Origin of the sequence: Salinibacter sp. (assembly GCF_042218895.1) — a bacterium.
Classification (GTDB): Bacteria; Bacteroidota; Rhodothermia; order Rhodothermales; family Salinibacteraceae; genus Salinibacter.
The window spans coordinates 24257-48747 of sequence record NZ_JBDGQQ010000043.1 but is presented as its reverse complement, the minus strand read 5'-3'; the positions used below and the strand labels follow the sequence as shown (position 1 = coordinate 48747).

At 63.0% G+C, this 24491-nt stretch carries 15 protein-coding genes; all 15 read left to right on the top strand.

The window, feature by feature from the left end; all coding sequences use genetic code 11:
• On the top strand, positions 1 to 693 hold a 693-nt coding region (locus ABEL04_RS04805), incomplete at its 5' end, for an NAD-dependent deacetylase (protein ID WP_375801251.1).
• 50 nt (positions 694 to 743) lie between these two features.
• Positions 744 to 1721, top strand: coding sequence for a VWA domain-containing protein (locus ABEL04_RS04800; RefSeq protein ID WP_375801250.1), 978 nt, complete (start codon positions 744 to 746; stop codon positions 1719 to 1721).
• 104 nt (positions 1722 to 1825) lie between these two features.
• Positions 1826 to 2905 (top strand): VWA domain-containing protein, encoded by a 1080-nt coding sequence (locus ABEL04_RS04795; RefSeq protein ID WP_375801249.1) that lies wholly within the window; start codon positions 1826 to 1828, stop codon positions 2903 to 2905.
• 85 nt (positions 2906 to 2990) lie between these two features.
• Positions 2991 to 3632 (top strand): hypothetical protein, encoded by a 642-nt coding sequence (locus tag ABEL04_RS04790; protein ID WP_375801248.1) that lies wholly within the window; start codon positions 2991 to 2993, stop codon positions 3630 to 3632.
• On the top strand, positions 3629 to 4249 hold the full coding sequence (locus ABEL04_RS04785) for a hypothetical protein (RefSeq protein ID WP_375801247.1): 621 nt from the start codon (positions 3629 to 3631) through the stop codon (positions 4247 to 4249). Before ABEL04_RS04790 ends, ABEL04_RS04785 begins: the two co-directional genes overlap by 4 nt.
• 64 nt (positions 4250 to 4313) lie before the next feature.
• Positions 4314 to 6152 (top strand): BatD family protein, encoded by a 1839-nt coding sequence (locus ABEL04_RS04780; protein WP_375801246.1) that lies wholly within the window; start codon positions 4314 to 4316, stop codon positions 6150 to 6152.
• A 66-nt stretch (positions 6153 to 6218) separates the two neighbouring features.
• Positions 6219 to 6974 carry an SH3 domain-containing protein gene (locus tag ABEL04_RS04775; RefSeq protein ID WP_375801245.1) on the top strand — a complete coding sequence of 252 codons (756 nt, stop codon included), beginning with the start codon at positions 6219 to 6221 and terminating at the stop codon, positions 6972 to 6974.
• Between the two features lie 103 nt (positions 6975 to 7077).
• The gene (locus ABEL04_RS04770; protein WP_375801244.1) at positions 7078 to 7788 is read left to right on the top strand and encodes a thymidine kinase; all 711 of its coding nucleotides are present in this window, start codon (positions 7078 to 7080) and stop codon (positions 7786 to 7788) included.
• 785 nt (positions 7789 to 8573) lie between these two features.
• A complete protein-coding gene (locus tag ABEL04_RS04765; protein ID WP_375801243.1) occupies positions 8574 to 10217 on the top strand; it encodes a formate/nitrite transporter family protein in 1644 nt (547 codons plus the stop codon).
• Between the two features lie 578 nt (positions 10218 to 10795).
• Positions 10796 to 12907 carry a DNA polymerase III subunit gamma/tau gene (gene dnaX / locus ABEL04_RS04760; protein WP_375801242.1) on the top strand — a complete coding sequence of 704 codons (2112 nt, stop codon included), beginning with the start codon at positions 10796 to 10798 and terminating at the stop codon, positions 12905 to 12907.
• Between the two features lie 204 nt (positions 12908 to 13111).
• Complete coding sequence (locus ABEL04_RS04755) at positions 13112 to 13432, top strand: YbaB/EbfC family nucleoid-associated protein (RefSeq protein WP_375801241.1); 321 nt, start codon at positions 13112 to 13114, stop codon at positions 13430 to 13432.
• An 84-nt stretch (positions 13433 to 13516) separates the two neighbouring features.
• Entirely contained in the window at positions 13517 to 14239 is a 723-nt protein-coding gene (locus tag ABEL04_RS04750; RefSeq protein ID WP_375801240.1) for a recombination mediator RecR, read from the top strand.
• A gap of 63 nt (positions 14240 to 14302) precedes the next feature.
• Entirely contained in the window at positions 14303 to 15520 is a 1218-nt protein-coding gene (locus ABEL04_RS04745) for a saccharopine dehydrogenase family protein (RefSeq protein ID WP_375801239.1), read from the top strand.
• Positions 15521 to 15843: 323 nt separating this feature from the next.
• A complete protein-coding gene (gene sprA / locus ABEL04_RS04740; RefSeq protein WP_375801238.1) occupies positions 15844 to 23652 on the top strand; it encodes a cell surface protein SprA in 7809 nt (2602 codons plus the stop codon).
• An 80-nt stretch (positions 23653 to 23732) separates the two neighbouring features.
• Positions 23733 to 24491, top strand: a complete 759-nt coding sequence (lipB, locus tag ABEL04_RS04735; RefSeq protein WP_375801237.1) for a lipoyl(octanoyl) transferase LipB — start codon at positions 23733 to 23735, stop codon at positions 24489 to 24491.

Genomic DNA, 24491 nt, shown 5'->3' with positions numbered 1-24491 from the left:
GGTGCCGGCATCAGTGCCGAGAGCGGCATCCCCACGTTCCGCGACGCCGACGGCCTCTGGGAGAAGTTCGACCCGCAGGAGCTCGCCAACGTCGAAGCGTTCCTCGACAACCCCGAGCTGGTTCAAGGCTGGTACCGGCATCGGCGTCAGCTGGTCGAGGACGCCGAGCCCAACGCTGCCCACCGGGCCCTAGCCGAACTGGAGGCGCACGTGCCGACCGTATCTGTCCTCACCCAAAACGTGGATGATCTCCACAACCGTGCGGGGAGCAGCACAGTTATCGAGCTCCACGGCAACATCACCCGCAACTACTGCATGGACTGCGAGCGTGCAGCGGACGCGAAGACCGTGAACGCTGCCATCCAGAAGGGGGAGCCGGCGCGCTGTCCGGCCTGCGAGGGGCTCATCCGTCCCGACGTGGTGTGGTTTGGGGAGAGGCTCCCACCCGACGCGATGAAGCAGGCCGATGCGGCCACCGACCGGGCAGACGTGTTTTTGAGCGTGGGCACGAGTGCCGTGGTGTATCCGGCCGCACGTCTTCCGGTGGCAGCCAGCGAGCAAGGGGCCTACGTGGCCGAGGTGAATCCCGACACGACCGGAGTCACCGACGATGTCGACGAGTCAATCCGGGGCTCGGCCGGGGACGTGCTCCCCGCCCTCGTTGAGGCCGTAGCGGCTCAGCGCAGTGCGTAGCCCCGCCCCTGCCGACCCGCCTGATCTGTCTGACCATCGTTTTGCCGTTCGTGACCTTCGCCGATCCCCAGTTTCTGTGGCTACTCCTCGCCGTGCCAGCGGTGGGAATATGGTCGTGGTGGCGCCGACGGCGGGCCGGGGGGCTCCACTACAGCGACGTGAGGCCCGCCCGGCGAGCCCCCACCGCGTGGACCGTGCGGCTGCAGTGGGTCCCCACGGCGATTCGAATGGGGGCCCTCGCCCTCGCCATCGTGGCTCTGGCCCGCCCCCAAACCCAGGAGGTCAGGCGAACGAAGACGACCAAGGGGGTCGACATCATGCTCGTGCTTGACGCATCCTCATCAATGCAGGCCGAAGACTTCCAGCCCACCCGTTTCGAGGCGGCGCAGGAGGCCGCTGCGTCGTTTGTGCGGGGCCGAGTGTCCGACCGAGTGGGGCTCGTCGTCTTCGCCGCTGAGGCGTACACGCAGGTGCCGCTCACGCTCGACTACTCGTTCCTCCAGCGGATGCTCGAGCAGGTGAGCATCGGGGTGGTGGAGGATGGAACGGCCATCGGCACGGCGCTGGCCACAGCCGTGAATCGGCTCAAGGACAGCAAGGCGGAGAGCAAGGTCCTCATCTTGCTCACTGACGGCCGTAATAACCGGGGCCAGATCGACCCGCAGACCGCAGCCGAGATTGCCGCGACGATGGGCGTGCGGGTTTATGCAATCGGGGTGGGCTCGACAGGACAGGGCACCGCGCAGTCTGAACCCACGGCCGGAACGGGACAGGAGAAGTCGACGGGGATCGACGCCGGGATGCTGCGGTCAATTTCCACGTCAACAGGCGGGCGCTACTTCTCGGCCACGAATCAGGACGCGCTCGAGAGCATCTACGCCGAAATCGACACCATGGAGACCACGCCGGTCGACGAGCGCGTCTACACGGATCGACGAGAGCAGTACCCTTACTTCTTGCTGCCGGCCCTCCTGGCCGTGCTGCTGGACATCGGTCTGGCCACTACCGTCTTTCGCCGCTTCCCCTGAAACAACGGCGGGTTTTGAAACGCGAATCCCGAATGGGACGGACGGCTGCGTCTCGGTCGACGTTCGCACCGCCCAATCCGCAACTCGGAAACCGAAAATCAACAATGGATTGGTTGCATCCGACATACGCCTGGACGCTGGCTGTCCTTCCCGCCGCCGTGTGGCTGTACTGGCGGGCGGCCCGCTGGCGACGAGCGGCCCGGGAACGCTTTGGGGAGGCGGGCATCGTGGAGCAGCTTGCGACATCCGTTCACCCGCGCCGCCGGACCGTGAAGGCGGGCCTCGTGGTAGGGGCGCTGCTTCTGGGAGCAGTGAGCCTGATGGGGCCCCGCTTCGGGACGGAGGTCCATACCGTGGAGCGTCGCGGCGTAGACCTGATGATTGCCCTGGACGTCTCGGCGTCGATGCGGGCGCAAGATGTGGCCCCGAGTCGCCTCCAGCGGGCAAAGAAGGAGATTCGGGACCTCATCGGCCGCCTGTCGGGCGACCGGGTCGGTCTCATCCTCTTCGCCGGGGATGGCTTCATACAGTGTCCCCTCACAACCGACTACGGCGCACTCCGCCTCTTCTTGGACGCAGCGGACTCCGACCAATTGTCGACCCCGGGAACCAACCTTGAGGCGGCGGTCGACGCGGCCGTCCGGGCATTTGGCGCCGCCCGTCCCCGGTCCGACTCGGCCGCGTCTCCGGGCACCAAGCGCCCGCGCGCCCTGCTGATCGTGTCGGATGGGGAAACCCACACCGGCAGCCTGGAGACAGCGACGCAAAGCGCCACCGAGGCCGGCATCACGCTCCTCACAGCCGGGGTGGGCACCAGGGACGGAGCCCGGATCCCGGTCTACGAGAACGGCACCCGCGTTGGATTTAAGCGAAACAATCAGGGACAGGTCGTACAGAGCCAGCTGAATGAGGACATGTTGACGCGCCTTGCCGAGTCGGGCGCGTATTTCCGGATCGGCGGTACGACCAGTGCCCTGTCGGACGTTCCGGCGGCCCTTCGCCGGATTGGCGCCGCCTCCTATGGGGCGGAGCAATTCGCCGACTACCGAGAGATGTACCAGTGGCCGCTAGCGGCAGCCCTCCTCCTGCTGTTCGTTGAGGGCCTGATTCCTGTTCGGACCCGTGCCGGTGAGCGGCAGGTCTCGGGGAAGCGGCTCGGGGTCACGCAGGAATCGGTATCGTGAGCCGAACGCCCTCGGGAATCGAACAACCGGGGCAATCGTACAACAACCTCTATTGACTCTGGTGCCTTCCACTCTGGGTGCACAGATGGCCGCGCGACTGACACTCATTCTGCTGCTGTTCGGGCTCCTCGGCGATACCGGGGCCGAGAAGGGGCGAGAGGGAAACACGTACTTCGAGCAGGGGAAGTATGCGGCGGCAGCGACTGCGTATCGGAAGGGTGCGGCCGCCCTCCGCGACACAACGGGGGCGCCCTACACGGGGCTTCAGAATAACCTTGGGCTTGCGCTCTATCGGCAAGACCAGTACGGGGCCGCCCGGCGAGCCCTCGCTCGTGCACAACGCACCGCCTCAACCGATGCCCAGCGGGTGCGGGCCGCGTTTAACATCGCCACCGTGGCGGCTGCGATGGGGGACCGGCGAGTTGCCCTGCGCAACTACAAGCGCGCACTGCTTCTGGACCCGACCCACGAGGCCGCCCGGTACAACTACGAGTTCCTCAAGCGCAAGATGGGAACGGGCGCTTCCGACGATGCTCCGGAGGTGGACCCGTCCCCCTACGCCCAACGTCTAAAGCAAAAGGCCGACGCCCTGGTGGCCCGCACGCAGTACACCACCGCCGCGGCCCTGATGAAGGATGGGCTCCGTCGGGACTCGACGGTGAGCGCGTACCAGGACTTCATCACGCGGATCGAGCAGGTTGCCCGAATCAGTCGATCAGAGCCATGACGGTCGCTCGCTGGACCGGAGCCATTGGGGTCATTCTGCTTGTGCTAGGGGGAGCGCCGGGCCAAGCACAGTCCTCGGCCGACGCCTTCTTCCACGAAGCGGCCCAACAGTACGTGGATGGCGACGTAGAGGCGGCCCGTCGGACCGTGGCGCAGGGACTCGAAGCGGCTCCTTCGGATCCGCGCCTCCGTGCCCTCCGGAAGGCGCTGAAGCAACGGAGGACAGGTCGCGGGGGAGGCCGCCCGTCGCAATCTGGGCAGCAGGGCCAGCAGTCGGATCAGCAATCGAAGGGCAAGAAGCGGGAGGGAAGCCGGTCTGGTGCCGCACAGAACAACGCACAGTCCCGTTCCGGAAACAGACAGTCCTCGGATCGTTCGTCGCAACAGTCGGGTCGCGGTTCGAAAACGGCGCGCAACTCCCAGTCTGCCTCGCAGGCACAGGGAACGGCGGCACAGCGCCGGCGCGAGGGGCAGGCTAGGAGAGGGCGTCCCAGAGATGCGCTGAGCCGCGCGCAGGCAGAGCAACTCCTCCAGGCCCTGAAAAGCCAGGAGGCGAAGTTGCTCCGCGAGATCCGGGCCCGGGCGTCGCAGGAAAAGACTGCGGAGAAAGACTGGTAGGCAAGGAGTGCGGCGACCCGATTGAGGAGACCCCGTCCATGAACCCACCGTCAAAGACTGACCTGTGTTTACGCGAACCCTCCTCGCACTCCTCGCACTGGGAATGATGCCGGTGGGCTCCGCCCCAGCCCAGTCGGACCGTTCGGTCCAGATTACGGCTGAGGCCGAGCCGATGAGGGTGGAACCCGGGCAACCTGTTGTGTTTTCGGTCCGGGTAGAGGGCCCTTCCGCCACGGTCGTCCAGCCCCCGGATCCGCCCTCCGTCACCAATCTCGGGCTCCAGCAGCGCACGCCCCGCACCCAGCGTGGTCTGTCCTCCGACGGAGGCTCCTCTGAGCGCCATGTGACCTTCACGTGGCGGTACCGAGCCCTCCGAACAGGAGTCGCCCGCATCCAGCCAGTCGAGGTGACCGTGCTGGGGGACAAGTACACGACGGAAGAAATTCGAGTCCAGGTGGTGTCGGAGGCCTCACGGTCGGCGGATCGTTCCGGCGCGTCCTCCTCCGTGGGGAGGGACGAGAATAGCGCTCTCGATCCGCAGGATCTCCTCATCCGTGCGACCCCGACGGCCGACCGCATATACCAGAACGAACAGGTGGTCGTCAAATACCACCTGCTCTATCGGCCGAAGATCCGGCTCCGACACAGCCGCCTCGCCAGCGCGTGGAGTGCGCCGGGCTTCTGGCGTGAGGAACTCGATGTACCATCCCGGCCCGTGCCCCGGACGTCCCGCATCGACGGCCGAACCTACAGATCCATCATCTTGAAGCGGGTGGCCCTGTTTCCCACACGGGCGGGATCGCTCCGGGTCGATCCGCTCCGCATCGAGGTGGAGGCGCAGGGAACCCTTCAGATGCAGGGGAACGCGGTACGTGGTCGCTTCGAGCCCGTCAAACTCGCCTCCGGCGCCCTGTCCCTTTCCGTTCGGTCTTTGCCTCCAGCCGCTCCCCCCTCCTTCGACGGGGCCGTAGGCCAGTTTTCAATGTCAACAGACGTAGGTCGGGACAGCGTGGCGGTCGGCGGTCCCGTGGAGGTGGCCGTTCGAGTGCAAGGCACTGGGAATCTCGCTACGCTCTCCCCGCCGGGCCTGGATGTCCCGTCGGAGTTTGAGGTGTACGGGCCATCCGTTCAGACCGACATCGATCGGGGAGGGGAACAGATCGGGGGCACCAAGACCTTCACATACACCCTTGTCCCCCGGTCCCGTGGCCGCTACTCCCTTTCCCCGATTACGTTCAGCTACTTCGACCCTGATGCAGAGCAGTACAGGACGGTCCGCAATGCCCTCCCGACACTTCGGGTGACGGGCGAGGCGGCCCCACGGGTCGTGGGACGGACGGGAGACGGGCTGCCCGTGGGAGACGTTGCCGGGTTGGCGGCGGCAGAGCAGGCGCAATGGGTCCGTGCGGATCGCCCCCCCCTGCACCGCCGGCCCTGGGCCTACGTGGCACTGCTGCTCCCGGTGCTGGCAGCGGGCGCCGCCGCCGCGCACCGGCGCTGGGGGAGAGCATCTGGGACAGCAGACACCGCGGATCCGGACGATCGTCGCGTCCCTGCGCAGGATCACGTCCATGCGGCCCGCCAGCATCTTCGGAACGGGGACGAGACAGCATTCTACGACACAGTCGAGCAGGCCCTTCTCGCTATCCTTGACGAACGCCTCCAAACGGACAGCGCCGGCACGACGCGGACGGCCCTCGAACAGTCGCTCGCTCGCTACGACGTGCCGGAGGACCTCCGGGATGCCCTCTTTGACCTCCTCGATCGTTGCGAAGAGGCGCGATTTGCTCCGAGTCGGGACTCTCCCGATCCTGCGGAGGCCGTGCTCGAAAAAGCTCAGTCCGTGCTCCACCGGCTCGACGCGTGCCTTCCGGAGGCCTCCGGGAGACGCCCACGTTCGTAGCGGTTCTACAGACCCGACCTGTTCGATTCAGGAGGAACTGACTCCACCTTTTCCGCTCCACCTCACATGCGCCTCCTCGTACTTTTCCTTACGGGACTGGGGCTGATCGTCACGCCGGGCGGGGCGCTCGGGATGCAGTCCGACAGCCTGAGTCGCCAGTTTGCCGCCGCCAACGAGGCCTACACGCAGGGCCGGTACAAACGGGCAGTGGAGATGTACAGAAGCATTCTCGACGCCGGCCACGAAAGCGGGTCGCTCTACCACAATCTGGGTAACGCATACGTCCGACTCGGACGGGTGGGGTGGGCCATCTGGGCCTACGAACGGGGCAAGCGCCTGCGCCCTGCCGACCCGCGCCTGCGGCACAATCTGGAGTATGTGCGCCAGCGAGAGAGGCTCCCGCTTGGGGGCCTCCCGCCTCGTGGGCTCGCGGCGCTCGTCGCAGGATGGCCCCCCTTCATTCTGTTTGGAATCGGAGTGTTGATGCTTAGCATAGGGGGAGGCATGATCATGGTCAGAGTTGGGCCCGATCGGCTCGTCGCGGGGCACTCCTCGGTTGCATGGGGACTGGCCGCCGCGGGCGTGCTGGCCGTCGCCACTGGGCTCGGAACGTCCTACGTACAGACGCACGACCGGCGCGCCGTCGTCATTTCCGAACAGGCCCCTCTCCGACCGGCGCCCAAGGAAAGGGCCGCGCGCGACTCGACACTGGACGCAGGTGCGATGGTGGAGGTGGAGGCCCAGCGAGCCGAATGGGTTCGCGTGCGCCTGAGAAATCGGCACACAGCATGGATGCCAGCACGGGTACTGAAAAAGATCTGATGCCAGGCCTGGAGCGTCCCACGTCCTCGATCCTGGTAATCCCGGCTCTCCTTCGCTTACCTTGTAGTGCGTCGCCCACCATCGTCCCTGCAGCCTCCAAACTATGTCGGCCCTCGAACCCCACATCGTCGATCGCGACCGTGTCACCGGATGGGTTGAGGTGATCTGCGGATCCATGTTCAGTGGCAAGACGGAAGAGCTGATCCGCCGACTGCGCCGCGCCCGCATCGCCCGGCAACACACCAAAGTGTTCAAGCCGACCCTCGACGAGCGATACGACGAGGAAAAGGTCGTCTCGCACAACGAGAACTCCGTGACCACCACGCCCGTCGACGACGCCCCTCAAATCTTGGCGAAGACCAGCGACGCGGATGTCGTGGGAGTCGACGAAGCGCAGTTTTTCGGCGACGAGCTCGTACCGACGTGCCAGAGGCTCGCCGGCGATGGCCACCGTGTCATCGTTGCGGGGCTCGACACCGATTACCGCGCAGATCCCTTCGACCCGATTCCCCAGCTCATGGCGGTGGCCGAGCACGTGACCAAACTGCACGCCGTCTGCGTCGTGTGCGGGGCGCCTGCCAACCACTCGCAGCGCATTGTGCCGGGCGAAGACCGCGTGCTGGTTGGGGCCACGGAGGCCTACGAGCCCCGCTGTCGCCAGTGCTTCGAGCCCGAGCCGGTAGCGGTCGAGCGCCCCCGCCCCCATTCGGAAGCCCTTCGGCGCGTTCCCGACGACGGGGAATCTCCAGAGCCCGCACCGCACCACGAGGAGTCTCCGGGGCCGACCGCACAGCGTGAAGATGGGACGTCGTAAAAGGGAGAGGGCGGTCAACAATTGGAGGCTCGTCCCGTACATCCAGCCCTCGAAGGAACGCGGATAAAGTTCTTCTCTCATCCCATGAATGGCCCCCGTTCCGAACCTTCTCCGACAGATCCACGCCGCCGACGCACCCCACGCCGCACCCCGAGACGACAACCCAAGCGGACCCCGAAGCGACAACCCAAGCAGCCGCCGCGCGTGCCGAGCCCCACGCGGCGCGAGCCGAGTACGCCGGATCCGAAGCGGCGCGAGCCGAGCACGCCAAGCCCGTCCTCGGGCTCCGGTGAGTAGACGCACGTCGCCACGAGGGAAGTTTCCGAACATGCATCTTCGCGGGTGCTGCTCCGTCCCATGGAGGGGAGGGATCCTGAGCGTCTCGACGCTCGTGGACTGAGCAGGCCGGTCGTATCCTCCCGCGTCCCCACACTCGGCCTGCGTTCTCTCTTCAGCGTCTACGGGAGGCCCGTGAATTCCGCGAGGTGGCAGGAAGAAACCGTTTCGACGACCTTGGAACCTGGAGTCGACGGACGCGGGTGGCTGGGACGCATAGGAAGCTGTCGTACCCGGCTATCTCGGGACTGCACATCTCTGCCATCCCAAAAAGCAACGCACCTCTAGCGAGAGAGATAGAGCGAGCGGTTGAAGAGGGGTAGTCGTGTCGAGTCCTGAAGGGCTGGAATTCGGTACGGTAATTTCATGATTGTCCTGACCGAGTCCCGAACCTCGACAAGGTTTGGTCGTGGCAGCTAGGCGTATGCTTGTTCCAAAAAGCAAAGTTTATGGAGCATTCCATCACGGAGGACACCGAGTCCTCCGAACCTCTCCCCCAAACGGACGACGGAGGACTGCACCAGTCACTTCCTGTTCTTGGGGAAGTGTCCGGGTCTCCAAGTAACCTCCGCGATGCGCTCGACCGCTCCGAGAGCGGGGCGCCTGCCGCGGGGGAAGCCCTCCGGGATCTCTTTTCTACGGACGAGATCTTCCATCGCCTCGTCATCGCCGCCGAGGAAGAGTTCAGTCGATCTACGCGTCTGCTCTTTCTGAGTGGACTGGCCGCGGGGCTCTCGATCAGCCTGTCGTTCCTCGGCATGGCGGTGCTATCGGCCCTCTGGCCCGGTGGCCCGTCGCATCTGGCAGGCAGCCTGCTTTACCCGCTGGGCTTTTTGCTCGTGGTAATGGGGCGCTACCAGCTCTTTACCGAGAACACGCTGACGCCTGTCACGCTGGTCCTCACCCGCATCGCCAGCATCCCGAGGCTTCTGCACATCTGGGGAGTGGTACTGGCCGCCAATGTGCTGGGGGCGGCCCTCTGCGCGTACGTGCTTGCGACCACCGGTGTGTTCACGCCCGAGATGGCCGAAGTGGCACACGGGATCGGAGACCATTTCCTGGAAATGTCGTGGGCGGACCTGTTCTGGAAGGGCGTGTTCGCCGGATGGCTGGTGGCGAGCATGGTGTGGCTCAACTACGCCGCCCGTAGCATGACGGCCCGGATTCTCATCACGTTTGCGCTGATCTACCCGGTGGCCGCGGCAGAGCTGGCCCACTGCATCGTCGGCTCCACCGAGGTGCTCTACGTGGTCTTCCGAGGCGACGCCAGCCTGTGGACCTTCTTCGTCGACTTCCTTTCTCCGACGGTGCTGGGGAACACGGTGGGTGGCGTCCTGCTGGTCGCCATTCTCAACTTTGCGCAGACGCGCGACCGTCGCTTCCCTCACCGCGACTGCGGCCAGTTGGAGCTCACCTGGACCGAGTGGCTCTTCGGCCACGCGGCAGGTCGTCCCGAATCGGAAGGAGAGACGGGCGAGGAGGAGCGCCTCGATGTGCCGGTGCAGCCCGACGACCACGTGTACGGCCCCAGCGATGCTCCTGTCACGATTGTGCAGTATGGCGACTACGAGTGCCCCACGAGCCGCCGGATCTACGAAACGATGCGGCAGGTGATGGGGGCGCTCGCCACGACGAAAGACGCGTCCGGAGTGCCGCTCCAGTACGTGTTTCGCCATCTTCCCCTGCGGCAGCGCCATCCCCATGCCGTGCATGCTGGTGTAGCTGCGGAGGCGGCGGCCCGGCAGGGCGCATTCTGGGAGATGCACGAGCAGCTCTTTGCCCACCAGGACCAGCTCGAGGATGAGGACCTGCGGACGTACGCCGCCGCCATCGGGCTCGACCTCGACCAGTTCGAGGCGGATCTTCGCGACGAGGCACTCCACGACCGCGTTATGGCGGATCGAAGCTCGGCCGTGCAGAGCGGTGTGCGGCGCACCTCGAACTTGTTCGTCGACGGGAAGCGGTACAGTGGAGAATTTGAGCCCAACGCGGTTCTTCGAGCCATCCGGCGACGCGTCGCCGCGGAACGGGCAACCGATGCACAGACCGAGCAGCATCGTCCCACTGAGGCGCCGGCATCTACGTCCGGATGAGTGATCCTACAGCTTCGCTATCTGTGTCATTCTCGGTCGTGGAAACGGGGTGGCAGGACGATCACATGTCAAGGCAGAATGGGGGAATTTTCGAGTGAGAGGATGCGCCCTGGTCAGGGAGAACATTGAAGCGCTCTTTCGAGCGAGGAAATCATAAGTCGAATCCTCTAAGCGGAGGAAACCAGTCAATCGGTGCCACCTTGCCGCAAACTTTGATCTGTCTGGGGAATCAGAACGTCAAGATGCAATCGTCCTGAAGTGGAACGGATGGTGGTTGATTCCTCCGGGTGCCTGCCGATATATTGGACCGCGAAGACGTACGGCCGCTGATCCGCCACTCAGAACGCTCGTAAGAAGATCTGTGAATCCGTTCGATCGGCGGACAAAGGGCCTTAGGATCCCTGAGTGAGTTCTGTCGTGCAACCACCGGGCGAGGGGACAAGGAGCATGGCACCAAGATCCACAAAGTCGCAGGCAAAAGACACTAGCCAAACGGACGCTGAAGGCATCATCGGCACCGTTGGGTTCTCAATCCTCGTGCCGTCACGCGCCGCCTCAATCTGTCGTTCGCAGTCGTCATGGAGGAACAACGTTATCTCGTTGCTGCGCGCAAGTACCGGCCCTCGCTCTTCCGGGAGGTGATTGCACAGGAGCACGTCACAGAAACGCTCAAGAATGCGATTCGGCTTGACCGCCTCGCCCACGCCTACCTCTTCAGCGGGCCCCGCGGGGTCGGCAAGACCACGGCGGCCCGCATCCTCGCGAAGGCCATCAACTGCGAGACGCCCCGTGAAGAGCGAGACGATGAGGCCGAGCCCTGCTGTGAGTGTGACTCGTGCCGGTCGTTCGAGGAGGGCCGCAGCCTCAATGTCTTTGAGATGGACGCGGCCTCGAACAACAAGGTTGACGACATTCGGGAGCTCCGGGAGAAGGTGCGCATCCCTCCGCAGGGGGACCAAAAGAAGGTCTACATCCTCGACGAGGTGCACATGCTCTCCAAGCAGGCCTTCAACGCCCTGCTGAAGACCCTGGAGGAGCCCCCCGCCCACGCCCTTTTTATCTTCGCGACCACGGAGCCGCACAAGGTACTGCCCACCATCCTGTCGCGGTGCCAGCGGTTCGACTTCCGGCGCATTCCGGTCCCAAAGATTGTGGGGCGCCTCCGCGAGGTGTGTGAGGCGGAAGGCGTGGAGGCCGATGAGGAGTCGCTGATGCTGCTGGCCCGCAAGGGCAACGGGGCGCTTCGGGACGCCCTCTCGGCGTTTGACCAGGCCCTCTCGCTCTGCGGATCGACGCTGAAGTATAGCGAGCTCACGCAAGCGCTGGGCGTGGTGGACCAGGACCTGTACTTTCGTCTGACCGGCCACATCGCTACCCGCGACACGGCGGGCATGCTTGAGCTCGTCCGGCACGTGGTGCGCAGTGGCTACGACCTACAGGAGGTGCTGGTGGGCCTGGCCGAGCATCTCCGAAACCTGCTGGTGGCCCACTCGCTTGGGGGCGACGCGCTGGAGGAGGTGGCCAAATCCACGCAGGCCCGCTACGCCGAGGAGGCCGAGCGCTTCGCGGAGGCCGATCTGCTGCGCCTGCTCACCATGGCTAGCGACGCGGAAGAGGACCTCAAGCAGAGCGCGCAGCCGCGCCTCACCCTGGAGACGACGCTCCTGAAGATGGCCCAGCTCCGTCGGTCGGCCGATCTCCGGGAGGTGCTCCAGAAGATCGACCGTCTGGAGCAGATGGCAGAGGACGGTGAACTGCCCAGCACCCTGCCGGGTGATGGCACCGCCGAGGGCCAGGCCTCGTCGTCCCCGCACGGCGACGCCCCACCGGGGGACGAGCCGACCGGTTTCGCTGAGGCAGACACAGAGGAGAAGCCACCCGGTGCCGAAGTCGACTCCGCTCCGGAGGCTGAGCCCTCCGCCGAAGCCACGCAGTCCTCCGAGGACACGGCTGGTTCCTCCGAGGAAGCTGCTGGGGACGAGACCTCCTCGACTCCTGAGGACGAGGCCCCCGCCGCTGCGTCGGCCGATCGGTCTGGCGATCCGCCGCCGGACCCCGAGGGCCGGAGCCAGGACGAGGCGGAAGAGGACGCCCGCGACGAGGACTCAGGCGACACGCCTGGCGGTGCCCAAGACGCTTCCGTCGAGTACGGCGACCTCTTCGGCACACCGGCTCTCGAGGCCGACGACCCGTCGGATGAGGGGAGTGAGAACGACGCAGATGGGCAAACGTCCGCGTCGGCACGTTCGACCCCGGGTGGCAGCGCGGACACGCAGGCCGCGACCGTCGCCGAACCTTCTGCCTCCTCGGAGGCAGGAGAGACGCTCATTGCCCGGTGGCCCCAGGCTGTGCAGGCCGTCCGGGAGGAGCACGTCAGTCTCGGCACGTTCCTCGGGGAGGCCGAGCCTGTGGAGTGCGTCGACGGGACGCTGACGGTGGCCGTGCCCCGAGAGCTTCATCGCGACACCCTTCGAGACCGGCACCAGGTGCTGCTCCGACACCTAACCGCGACCGTCGACGCCTCGATCGAGGAGATCCGGTTCGTCGTGGAGACGACCACCCATGACGACGCAGACCCCGACACGTCGGACGAGCCGCTCAGCCCGCGCGAGCACCTTCAACAACTTCGTGACACCTACCCCGCGCTCGAAATCCTCTTCGGCGAGTTTGGGGCCGAACCCGTGTGGTAGCCAGCCACCCCCGAGAATCCGCGGGTTGGCGTGGAAGGGATCGGTTCCCCTCGACGCCCGTTGTACCCTCGTCGAACACGGCACTGGACCAATCTCCCACGGGCCGCTGCGCTCGTTTGGGGATAGCGACGAATCCTGCACTACCGTAAGCCTTCCAATTTAGACGACTTTAAAGCAATGGCCAATCAGGGACAGGGAATGAACATGTCGGACATGTTCGGAAAGATGATGGACATGCAAGAGAAGATGAACGCGGCACAAGAGGAGCTTAAGGACAAGACGGTGACGGCCGAAGCCGGAGGCGGCATGGTGAAAGTGACCGCCAACGGTGCCCAGAAGATTACGGGAATCGAGATTGAGCCGGAGGCCGTGGATCCGGACGACCTGGAGCTGCTCGAGGATCTTGTGATTGCGGGCGTCAACAAGGCCCTCGAAGACGCCTCCGAGATGGCGCAGGAAGAGATGCGCAAGTCGATGGGCGGCATGCTTCCCCAGGGCATGGATCTTAGCCAGCTGGGGCTTTAGTAGTCCGTCGGACTTCGAACGGCGAACGTCAAGCGCGGTCGTCGTTCCCTCGACGCTCGATACCTGGGATTCGACGTTGTTGCGATGCAGTTTACCTCGGAGTCCGTCGAGACCCTCGTGGAGCAGTTCACGAAGCTGCCCACGATCGGGAACAAGACGGCGCGGCGACTTGCCAACTACGTCCTGAAAATGCCGCGGGAGGAAGTTGAAACCATCGCGAACGCGCTGATGGCCGTGAAGAAAGAAGTGCAGCGGTGCTCGACCTGCTACGTCGTGGCCGATCAGGACCCCTGTCCCATCTGCTCTTCGGACGAGCGCGACGCGTCCACCATTTGCGTCGTCGAGGAGTCGAGCGACCTAATGGCGATTGAGCGAACCGGGGAGTACCGGGGACGCTACCACGTGCTCGGCGGTGTGATCTCGCCCCTCGACGGCGTGGGCCCAGACGATCTCCGGGTGCACGAGCTAGCAACTCGGATCGACCCGTCGTTCGAAGACACAGCGGCCGGCTCGCAGAACGGCGAGTCCCCGGCCAACGACAGTTCGGAACTGCCCGCGGGGGAGCAGAATGAGGGGGAGCAGAATGACGCTCCGGAGGCCGCCGACTCAGAGGTCGACGAAGTCATCCTGGCCGTAAATCCCAACGTGGAGGGAGACACGACAGCGTACTACATCTCCCAGCTCCTGGAGTCGTTCGACGTCAGTGTCACGCGCATCGCTCGGGGCCTTCCCATCGGGGGGGATCTCGAGTATGCCGACGAGGCCACCCTGTCGCGGGCCCTAGAAGGACGGGGCCACGTGGAGTAACCGCGCACCTTCCTCCGTGCCTTCAGGTCCTTTGTAGACCTGCATTCGAAGAACACGTTACACATGAGGATTACGGTACTTGGCGCCGGATCGATGGGAGCTCCTGTCGTACGCGAGCTCTGCGCGCGGAGCGACGAGGTGGAACAGGTGCAAGTCTGCGACACCCGCTCGCAGACACTGCAGCGGCTGCACGACCGTGTGGACGACGATCGCCACTCGCTGCGCTCCTTCCAGGTTGACATTCGCGACACCAGCGTGCTGTCCCAGATCGTTCAGGGAAGCGACTGTGTCATCAGCTGCGTTCCGTCAAGATTCAATCCCGATCTGGCGAAGCTCTGCCTCGACGTCGGGGTTCATTTCTGTGACCTCGGGGGGAACGATGCCCTCGTGAACCAGGAACTGGCGCTGGACGAGAAGGCCCGCGAAAAATCCGTCTGGATCGTTCCCAACTGTGGACTCGCCCCGGGCCTCATAAACGTTCTGTGCCTGTACGGCATCGATCGGCTCGACCGGGCCGAGACGGTACGCCTCCGGGTTGGGGACGTGCCACTGCACCCGGAGCCCCCCTTTAACTTCCGGATCTCATGGTCGGCCGAGCGCATCCTCCGCGACTACACGAATCCCGCACAGCTCATCGAAGACGGGCAAGTCGTAGAGGCCGAAGCTCTTTCACAACGGGAGGACATCCACTTTGAGCAGCCCTTTGGAACGATGGAGGCCTTTTGCACGCGGGGCGGGCTCTCCACCTTGACGGAGACCTTGGCCGGACGCGTGCAGACCCTCGACCACAAGACCATTCGGTGGCCGGGGCATGCTCAGCAGATGCGCTTCGTCATTGGACTCGGTCTCGCGGAAGAGCGCAAGATCGGAGTGCGGACCCACCTAACGTACCGGGACATTCTCGTGCGCCGCCTGCGTGAGCACCTCGGGGGCGACTACGAAGACGCGGTACTCATGCGTGTGCTGCTGAAAGGAGAGCAGGACGGCCAGTCCACGACGCTCGTGTACGAAATGATCGAGCAATACGACGAGTCGGCTCAGCAAACGGCCACGCAGCGCTGTACAGCCATCCCAACAGTCGTTGCGGCCCTGTCTCTTGCCCGCGAGGAGGCTGTATCGAGCGGTGGGGCCGACGTGCCAGAAAATGTGATTCCGCGCGACCGTTTCCTCGAAAAGGTGATCGACCGCGGGCTTAGCATCCAGGAAGAGCGGCACGAGGACGACCGTGAGGTCACCGCCAAGCAGTCGCTCGACAATCAGCATGCTCGGCACCACCTGTAGGGAGCGTCTCTTCTAGGGAGCGTCTCTTCAAGGCGTTTCTGAGAACGACTGGCACTACTGGGAACGGTATGGCTCGTGCGTCGTGTCTGGATGCCAGGGTAAGGTGTTTTTCCTGAAAGGCGGAAGCCCGTTCAACTCTTTCGGCAATTCGCACCACGAACCCTCACCTGCGTATCGGCACCAATTGCTACAGGCCTCCTCGAATTATTACCAGAGTGGCCCGCGGTCGCAAGACCGGACGTCAACGTACGTCGTAGCATCCTGGAGTACCATTGGATAGATCTGTGCCGCTGGTTTCTTCTCGCCTCTGCTTGCCGTCCTGCATGGCTTGGCTGCTCGGTCTGAGAGCGGAGTGGAGGACTGGGCTAGAAGGAATCTTCTGTCTTGTTCTCGCGAGCGCAATTCCTGGGCTGCTGGCCGGTTCCGTCCAGGCACAAGAGGCCCCCCCGCCCGACACGACCGTAGCCGACACGACCCAGCCTGTCCCTGATGCCGATCGGGTCGATCCGCTCGGAGGACCTGCACTCCCCGACAGCACGGTGGCGGTCGACAGCATGGCGGCCGTCGGCCGCATGCGGGCCGATAGCCAGGAGGTTTCGCCCACCACGACGTCCATCGACACGGGACTCGTCCGGCGGTACCTCCCATCTCGTCCCGATCAGTCCCTCAACCTGTTCGGTCGTCGCATCTCTCCACTCCTGGGCCCTCAGGCCACGGGGTCGAAGGAGTGGTCGGCAACCCTCGACTCGACCCGAAACACCTATATTCTCAGTGGTAGGGACCGTCTCGACGGCCCCATGCGCCTGGAGAAAGAGGTCTACCGCCAGGCACGGTATCGCGCCAATCTTCGCAAAAACTGGCGGTCCCTCGTCGAGAAAAGCCAGAACCAGCGTGGAAACCAGCAGGGCGTCGGCATCGACATGGTTGTGCCGGGAGGACGCAAGAGTGCCTTCTCCACAGTCTTCGGCAAGCCTGAGGTTGACCTTCGGCTCAACGGCCAAGCCAATATCAATGCCGGGTTTAACTACCGCAAGAGCGACCGGCAAACCGTCGCCACCGGGGAAAATACCCAGATTACTCCCTCCTTCAAGCAAGACCTTCAGCTGGGCGTTACCGGCACGGTCGGCGACAAGCTGAAAATCAACGTCGACTGGGACACGAAGAGCAAGTTCAACTACCAGAATCAGGTTAAGCTCAACTACTCCGGATACGAGGACGAGATCCTCAAGAACGTTGAGGCCGGAAACGTCTCTCTACAGACCTCATCCCAGCTCATCAGCGGTGGGCAGAGCCTGTTTGGCATCAAAAGCGAGTTCCAATTTGGCAACCTAGAACTCACGACGATCGCGAGCCAGCAGGAGGGACAGTCCAACACCCTCAGTATCGATGGAGGAGCCCAGGAGACCCAGTTTGATTTGAAGCCCACCCAGTACGACGCAAACCGGCACTTCTTCCTCGGCTATTACTTCCGCAACCGGTGGAACGATGCCCATCAGGATCCGAGGACGATCCGAACCTTTGATGGGTTCAGCGAAATCACTGAGATCGAGGTCTGGAAGACCACACAGAAGACCCAAAACGATGCGGATACCCGGAGTGCCGTTGCTGTCGTCGACCTCGGCGAGAACGACATCCTCCTCGATTCGACAGATGCCTTCAACCAGACGACGCTTCCGGCCCTCGAAAACGACCAGTACACGGACCAGGATCTTGATTCACTCCGCAGCGGAGAGACAACCGTCTCGTCGTACCTCTCCAGCAAAGTGGAAAATTCCCTGACCGGACAGAACCTGCAAACCGGGAAGTTTAAGCGGCTCACCCGGGGCGACGACTACCGGCTTCACCCTCGTCTCGGGTTTATTTCCCTCCGCCAGCAACTTCAGTCCGACGAGGCCTTGGCCGTAGCCTACAAGTACCGAACCGCTACCGGTGCTGTGGTTCAGGTTGGGGACTTTTCGGGAACCCGGGGGGGGTCGAGCGGAGGCATCAATGCCGACCGCCTCGTGCTCAAACTCCTTCGTCCTCGCAACCCGGTGGCCCCGGGAGAGTCGGTCAATCCAGCTCCCTGGTTTCTGCAGCTGCGGAACGTGTATCGTCTCAAGGGCCGGGACTTCAGGAAGGAGTCATTCAACCTGACTATCGAGTACCAGGAGTCGGGCTCGGGAGCAAAAACGAGATTGCAAAGGGTGGGAGGAAGTAAACCGCTACTCCAGGTCTTGGGGCTGGACCGGGTGAATCAGAACGGCGCCGCGAACCCAGACAACAAGTTTGACTTCCAACGACTTGACCAGAGCAAAGGGCTAATTTATTTCCCCTACCTCCAGCCCTTCGGAGAGCGGATTCTGGAAGCCGCGAAGGAAGAGACTGGAAGTCGGGCAGCGGGGCAGCCCTTTGCGTTCACGAATCTCTACGTCAAGAAGAAAGCGAACGCCAAGAAAGAGGATACTCAGAGGAACGTCTACCATCTCCGGGGCTCGTACTCGGGCGGATCGAAGCAATTCTACGATCTTGGGGCCTTCACCGGCTTGGTCGAAGGATCGGTGGAGGTACGGACGGCAGGTGGGCAAAAGCTGAAGGAGGGCGTCGACTACCGTGTCGACTACCAGGGAGGGACCGTGAACATCCTCAACGATTCTTACACCGCGGCCGGCCGCAAGCTCAAGATCACGTACGAGCAGAACAGCCTCACGAACCTACAGAAGAAGACTTTACTTGGGGCTCGGGCCAACTGGTCGCTGCGGGATCGATTTTCGCTTGGAGCCACGGTCATGCGGCTCAGCCAGAAGTCGCCCGTCGATAAGTTTCGCATCGGCAAGGTGCCCATCCAGAACACCATTTGGGGCCTGAACGGCTCGATGAATCTGGAGCCCCGGTGGCTAACGCGGGCCGTCGATGCGCTGCCGCTCGTGCAGACGCGAAAAAAGAGCAAGGTGTCGATCTCTGGGGAGTTCGCGCAGCTCCGACCCGGCCACACGACCACCGATGCCTTCCAGCAAACGGTTGATCGAGTGAAAGGCAGTGATACGGACAGTTACGCGTCCGATGAGTTGAGTGGTGTCGCATACATCGACGACTTTGGGGGCTTCGAGAACACCTTTTCCCTCACCAATCAGCTGGGAGCCTGGCAGGTGAGTGCAGCGCCCGACTCGACGGCCAACGGGCCGGGGCTCGATGGAGATGTGCCGGGCTTCGAGGATAATCGGAAGCGTACCTACTGGCGCGGGAGCCTCGGGTGGTACCAGCTCAATGAGGATATCATCGACAAGCTCGGCGAGGGCGACACGCCAGCAACAAAGCTTATTGATACCAAGGAGGTGTTCCCGGGCCGTGACACGAGGGGGCAGGCAAACACCACCCTTCGGACATTCGATCTCTATTTCGATCCCTGGCAGCGGGGGCCATACAACTACGTAGGACGCAAGAGCTCATCGCCCACCCTCGCGGACTTTTTCCGGACCCCAACGAAGGTGTGGGGAGGCATCACACGCTCTCTCCCCGAGGGTTATAACGATTTCTCGGTGCAAAATGTTGAGTTTGTAGAGTTCATCGTTAAGGTGTACCCTCAAAACGGAACGGTCACCGACGGGGCCCGCCTCTATGTGAATCTCGGCACGATCTCCGAGGACATTCTTCCCAACCAGGGAGTCAACACAGAGGATGGTCTTACCATCTCCTCCAACAAGAACCTGAGTCTGGGAGGCGACAGTCGACTCTCCAGTGGTCAAACCAATGGAAGAATCGACCTTCGGAATGGGAAGACGGAAGATCTGGGGCTCGATGGCCTCGTCTCCTACACCGACGAGAAGTACAACGACAAGATACTTGAGAAAAACTTCTACGACGAGTTCGTCAACACAACGGACAGTCTCCGCGGAGCCATTGGCCAGCTCGGTCTCACCTCTGCCCAGCAGGAGCGCCTCCGCGCCGAAGTTGCCCGCACCCTGAAGGATCCTTCGGCCGACGACTATCACAACTACGAGGACGACGCGTACTTCAACGAGGAGGTCTTCCCGAACGGTCTTCCGCTCCAGAAACGCTTTAGTCGGTACTACGCGGGGCACGAGCTCAGCGGCTTCGAATCACAGAATAAGCTGGCCAAGGATGTGACCGTCCGACGCGGCGTGTCACGCACGCCCGACGGGGAAAATCTCGAAGGGGTAAGTGGGGCCCAAGTTGAGCTCAGCAACAACTACTTCCAGTACGGCATTCCTCTGGACAAACTGGACAAACTGGCCCGGACCGAAGGGGGAGCGGCCGATTACGTGGTGAGCAAAGTAGGGCGAAACAAGGACTGGTACAAGATCCGAATTCCAGTGAAGAATCCTACGGACAAAGTAGGCAATATCCAGAACTTTGATAACATCAAATCCATCCGCCTTTGGACGACAGGGCACGCGGCTCCCGTGACGATGCGATTTGCCTCGCTGGAGTTGGTGGGGAGCCAGTGGCGTGCCTCGGAGGCCACAGCGACACAGCCTGTCGAGAGAGGAACCATCATGGACAAGGGATCGGGCGAAATTCGAGTGGCGAGTATCAACAGGGAAGAGGACCCCGTCTACAAGTCCCCCGATGGAGCGGTCGTGGGGCAGACCCGCACGGCCACAGGGAGCAACCGAAAGAAAAACGAGCAGGCGCTCCTAATGAACGTGGGGAAGCTCGGCCCAGGCCAGCAGCGGGGCGTGTTTAAGACGTTTGGGGAGGGAATTGACCTCCTCAAATACTCGAACCTCCGCATGTACACCCACCTGCACGGGCAATCGAACAACTCCCAGGTGAAAAAGCAGCTGAGCAAGAACCTCCGGCTATTCGTGCGGCTCGGGGACAGCGAGACTGGGGACTACTACGAGTACGTACAGCCCCTCAAGCCTGGAGACGTCCCGAGTACAAGCGGGTCGCAGGATCTCTGGCCCGAGAAGTATGAGATGAACCTGGTGCTCGAACGGCTCAACCGCCTCAAGATTCTCCGAAACCAAAGCCGTGTTCGGAAGGACACGACGTTTTCGAGCGGTCGCAGAGGGGTGGATTTAAATCTCGATTTCGCCCCCCCAAAGACGAAGCTCAAGATTCGTGGGACCCCCTCGTTGCGGAACGTCAAAACAGTTGTCATCGGCGTGCGCCATGCGGCCAAGCCTAACGCTTCCCCTCCCCCTCCCACGCTCCGAAACTTCGAGCTTTGGCTTAACGAGCTCCGGGTGAGTGGCTTCGATGAGCGAAAAGGATGGGCCGCCAACGCCAACGTTACCCTCGACCTGGCCGATTTCGCGACGATACAGGGAGGCTTCCAACGCCGAACGGATGGGTTTGGGGGGCTCTCGAGCACCCTAGGGGAGCGCGAGCAGTCCGACAATACGAGCTGGAACGTTCGCGCCGACTTCAACCTCGATGCCTTCCTGCCGGAGCGTCAAGGCTGGAGCATCCCGATGACCGTGCAGGTGCAGTCGAACCGCACCGTCCCTCGGTTCGACCCCAATCGCGGGGACGTAAAGGTGCAAACGGTGGCCAACCAGTTCAATGCTCTCTCCGACTCTGCACTGGAGAATGGGGAGCGGTTTGACCAGCGGTTTGGGGATGACATGCCCGCCGAAAAAATTAGGGCGCGGCTTCAAGATAGCGTGCGCACAGTGGCCGAGACCTACAGCGTGAGCCGCACGATGACGGCCAACGTGTCCAAGCAGGGCTCCGACTCGTGGCTGCTGCGGAATACCGTTGACGCGATGTCGCTAAATCTGTCGTACAACAACCAAGTGGCGCGTAATCCTCAGCGTCGGGTCAACAACAAGTGGGGCTGGTCGGGGAGCTTTAAGTACCAGCTCGACTTTGGGCAGGCCCGGACGGTTCAGCCCTTCGGATTCCTGCCCGACCTTCCGGTCCTCGGTGCCTTGTCCAATCTTGCGTTCAACTATGCCCCCCGATCGGTGTCGTTCACGAGCAACGCCAACCGGAACGTGAGTACGGATCAGAGTCGTCCCTCCCCCCAAGAGGCCAATCAGGGGCGCGTCCCCCTACGGGTGGCGTTCCCGCTGCAGCAGAAACAGCGCTTCAGCCATCGCCGAAACTTCAGCCTCAAGTACGATCCGTTTGGGTTCCTGAGCCTGAGCTTCGACACGAATGTCAACCAGAGCCTCAACGATGTCGCGTCGCGGTCTCAGAGAAACCTTATCATCGACGGCGAGAACATCCGTGATACAGTTCTCACCAATATTGGGACCGCCCAGGATACGACGATCCTCAAGAACCTGAGCAGCTATGACCTCGGACCGGAAGACATCGGGAAGTCCGCCTTCTTTGAACAGCGGCCCATTCAGCGGTCGGAGATCGAGATCCTCCGAAAGCTCCTCACAGGTGGGGCCCGGCCGCGCACGAATCAGTACAAACAGCGGTTTTCAGCGACCCTGAGCATGGGATGGACCAACCAGAAGTGGCTCAACTGGATCGACGTTCGGGATGTCAACTATCAGTCGTCGTTCGGGTGGCAAAACGGGCCGAAGGGAAGCGCTCAAGGAGCGGGTGTGAACAACTCCCTTTCCCTCCGCACAGGCGTGAGCCTGCATCCCAACAAGGTGTGGGAGCGATTTGGGTTCTTCCAGCGCCTCAAGAAGGCCCAGCGTCAGTCTGATCAAGAGGGGGGAAGGGAACGACGAGAAGGACAAAGGGAGCCTCCGAACGAGGGAGGAAGGGAGGAGGGAAGTGCGGCTCCAGACAGCACCTCGAAGGACGGAGGAGGACTGGGACTGGAGGATGTGCCCTTGCCGAATCCGGTCGGGGTACTACGAGGCCTCGCCCTCACGGTCCTCGACATCGAGAACATGAGTGTTAACTACAGCGGCAACTGGTCCGCCCGCTCGTCCAACGTGGGCACGCTCACGGCGGACTCGTCGAACGCAGAAGTCCACCATAGCTTGTTCGACGCGTTGCAGGGAAGCGGCCCGTCCATAGGCTATCGCTTTGGCCTGGAACGATCAATCGGGGCCCAGAACCGGATTCTCAAAGACGAATTCCAGGTGACGGATCAGCTTAGCAACCGCCACCAGCTTGAGGGACGCACCACCCTGAGCCCGAGCCGGGCCTTTCAGATCGACCTTAGTTGGAACACGGAGTGGAGCCGGCAAAGCAACACGAACTTTCGCCGAAAAGACAACTCAGACGGGACGTCGCCACTGCAACAGTTTACGTCTCGGAGCGGCGAAAACACGGCATCGGTGTGGGGGTTCGGGTCCTTCACGTCGCTGTATGAGCAGCAGGTGAGTCAGCTCCAGCGAAACGGCGATGGAGGGAACTCCGAACCGTTTCCGGCCGACGGTGTAGCGCTTACCAATGCTTCTGTGGCGGAGGATTTCCGCCAGTCCTTCCTGACGGGGCTTGGGAGCGTAGGGGAACGGGGCCTTCCGGTTCCCATGCCGACCTGGAGCGTCCGCTACTCGGGCATTTCGAAGTGGCCGCTTCTGAAACGCGTGGTGGAGAGCGCCTCGATCAACCACAGCTACAACGCAGAATACCAGTCGAGCTTCTCCTCCAACTCCACAGCCGGCAAGGAGGCCACGGTGACCTTCAGCGGACAGACGTACCTGGAGCCAGACTTTCGGGTTGGCTCCGCACGCGTCAACGAGCAGTTTCAGCCCCTCCTTGGGATTGACCTCACCTGGACCGGCGATCTGCAGACGAGCGTCGAGTGGAGCCGTCAGACCACAACGCTTCTGCGGACCAGCAGCAATCAGGTGGAGAGAGTGGAGACAAGTGAGCTTTCTGGCAGCCTGTCCTACCAGAAGCGGGGTCTCCGCATTCCGTTCTTCGGCCTGGGGCGCCTTAAGAACCAGATTCAGTTCTCGCTTACGCTGTCCCGGTCGTCCACCGATGAGCGGACCTTCGAACTCCAGGAAGCGCTCACTGTTGCCCGGTCAAACGACTTCAGTCTCCCGTCGCAGGCGACAGCGCCAGCGAATTCCTACGTCACTGTGCGGGAGCAGACGACCCGCCTTACGGTCAAGCCTGAGCTCCAGTATCGGCTCAGCGACCGGGTGACGGCAAACTTTGTGCTCGAGTACGAAAAGTTCAACGGGAAGAACAGTCAGCAGACGTCCTACACCCGGATCAATGGCGCATTCAACTTCCGGGTAAACATCACGCAAAACTAGATAGGGGGCTCTGGGTACGGGAAAGCCCCTGTGCCTTGCCGTACTGCTTCCCGCTTCCTGAACCGCACCCCGACGGATCGATGCCCGCCCGCCAAGACCTCGTGGTATGCCACCTTGGCCGTGTTGCCTACGAGCCGATGTGGGCTCTACAGGAGCAAGTCCAAGATCGTCTCGTGTCGGCCAAGCGCGACAACTCAGCCGATCCGCCGCCCCACGTACTCCTTCTTTTGGAGCATCCCTCCGTGTATACCCTCGGCAAGAGTGGCGACCCCGAGAACCTGCTGGTGTCCGAGGAGCAGCTTGACGCCCTCGACGCCACCTTTCACCGCATCGGCCGTGGGGGGGACATCACGTACCACGGTCCTGGCCAGCTCGTGGGCTACCCGCTGCTCGACCTCGACCGTTTCTTCACCGACCTGGGCCGCTACCTGCGCACGCTCGAAGAAGTGATCATCCGCACTTGTGACGAGTATGGCGTGGCCGGCACGCGGGTCGATGGCCGCACGGGCGTGTGGGTCGGGCCCGACGAGCAGGGACTGGAACGCAAGATCTGCGCGATGGGCGTGCGCTGCAGCCGCTGGGTCACCATGCACGGCTTTGCGTTCAACGTGACTACGGACCTCGGCTACTTCGACCACATCGTGCCCTGCGGCATCGACGACCGCGGCGTGTCTGCCCTCACCGAAGAAATCGACGGGTCGGTGACGGTAGACGAAGTGCGCAGGCCGGTCGTCCGTCACGTTGCCGACCTGTTCGGGGCCGCGGTGACGGAGTTGCGCGGGGAAGAGGCCCTGTCTTTTCTCCGGACCCTGACTGGCACAGACGTGGTCCCGACGTAG

Coding starts and splice junctions, on each gene's coding strand:
- ABEL04_RS04795 (WP_375801249.1), top strand. CDS start 1,826: ATGGATTGGTTGCATCCGACATACGCCTGGACGCTGGCTGTCCTTCCC.
- ABEL04_RS04790 (WP_375801248.1), top strand. CDS start 2,991: ATGGCCGCGCGACTGACACTCATTCTGCTGCTGTTCGGGCTCCTCGGC.
- ABEL04_RS04785 (WP_375801247.1), top strand. CDS start 3,629: ATGACGGTCGCTCGCTGGACCGGAGCCATTGGGGTCATTCTGCTTGTG.
- ABEL04_RS04775 (WP_375801245.1), top strand. CDS start 6,219: ATGCGCCTCCTCGTACTTTTCCTTACGGGACTGGGGCTGATCGTCACG.
- ABEL04_RS04770 (WP_375801244.1), top strand. CDS start 7,078: ATGTCGGCCCTCGAACCCCACATCGTCGATCGCGACCGTGTCACCGGA.
- ABEL04_RS04765 (WP_375801243.1), top strand. CDS start 8,574: ATGGAGCATTCCATCACGGAGGACACCGAGTCCTCCGAACCTCTCCCC.
- dnaX (WP_375801242.1), top strand. CDS start 10,796: ATGGAGGAACAACGTTATCTCGTTGCTGCGCGCAAGTACCGGCCCTCG.
- ABEL04_RS04755 (WP_375801241.1), top strand. CDS start 13,112: ATGTCGGACATGTTCGGAAAGATGATGGACATGCAAGAGAAGATGAAC.
- ABEL04_RS04750 (WP_375801240.1), top strand. CDS start 13,517: ATGCAGTTTACCTCGGAGTCCGTCGAGACCCTCGTGGAGCAGTTCACG.
- ABEL04_RS04745 (WP_375801239.1), top strand. CDS start 14,303: ATGAGGATTACGGTACTTGGCGCCGGATCGATGGGAGCTCCTGTCGTA.
- sprA (WP_375801238.1), top strand. CDS start 15,844: ATGGCTTGGCTGCTCGGTCTGAGAGCGGAGTGGAGGACTGGGCTAGAA.
- lipB (WP_375801237.1), top strand. CDS start 23,733: ATGCCCGCCCGCCAAGACCTCGTGGTATGCCACCTTGGCCGTGTTGCC.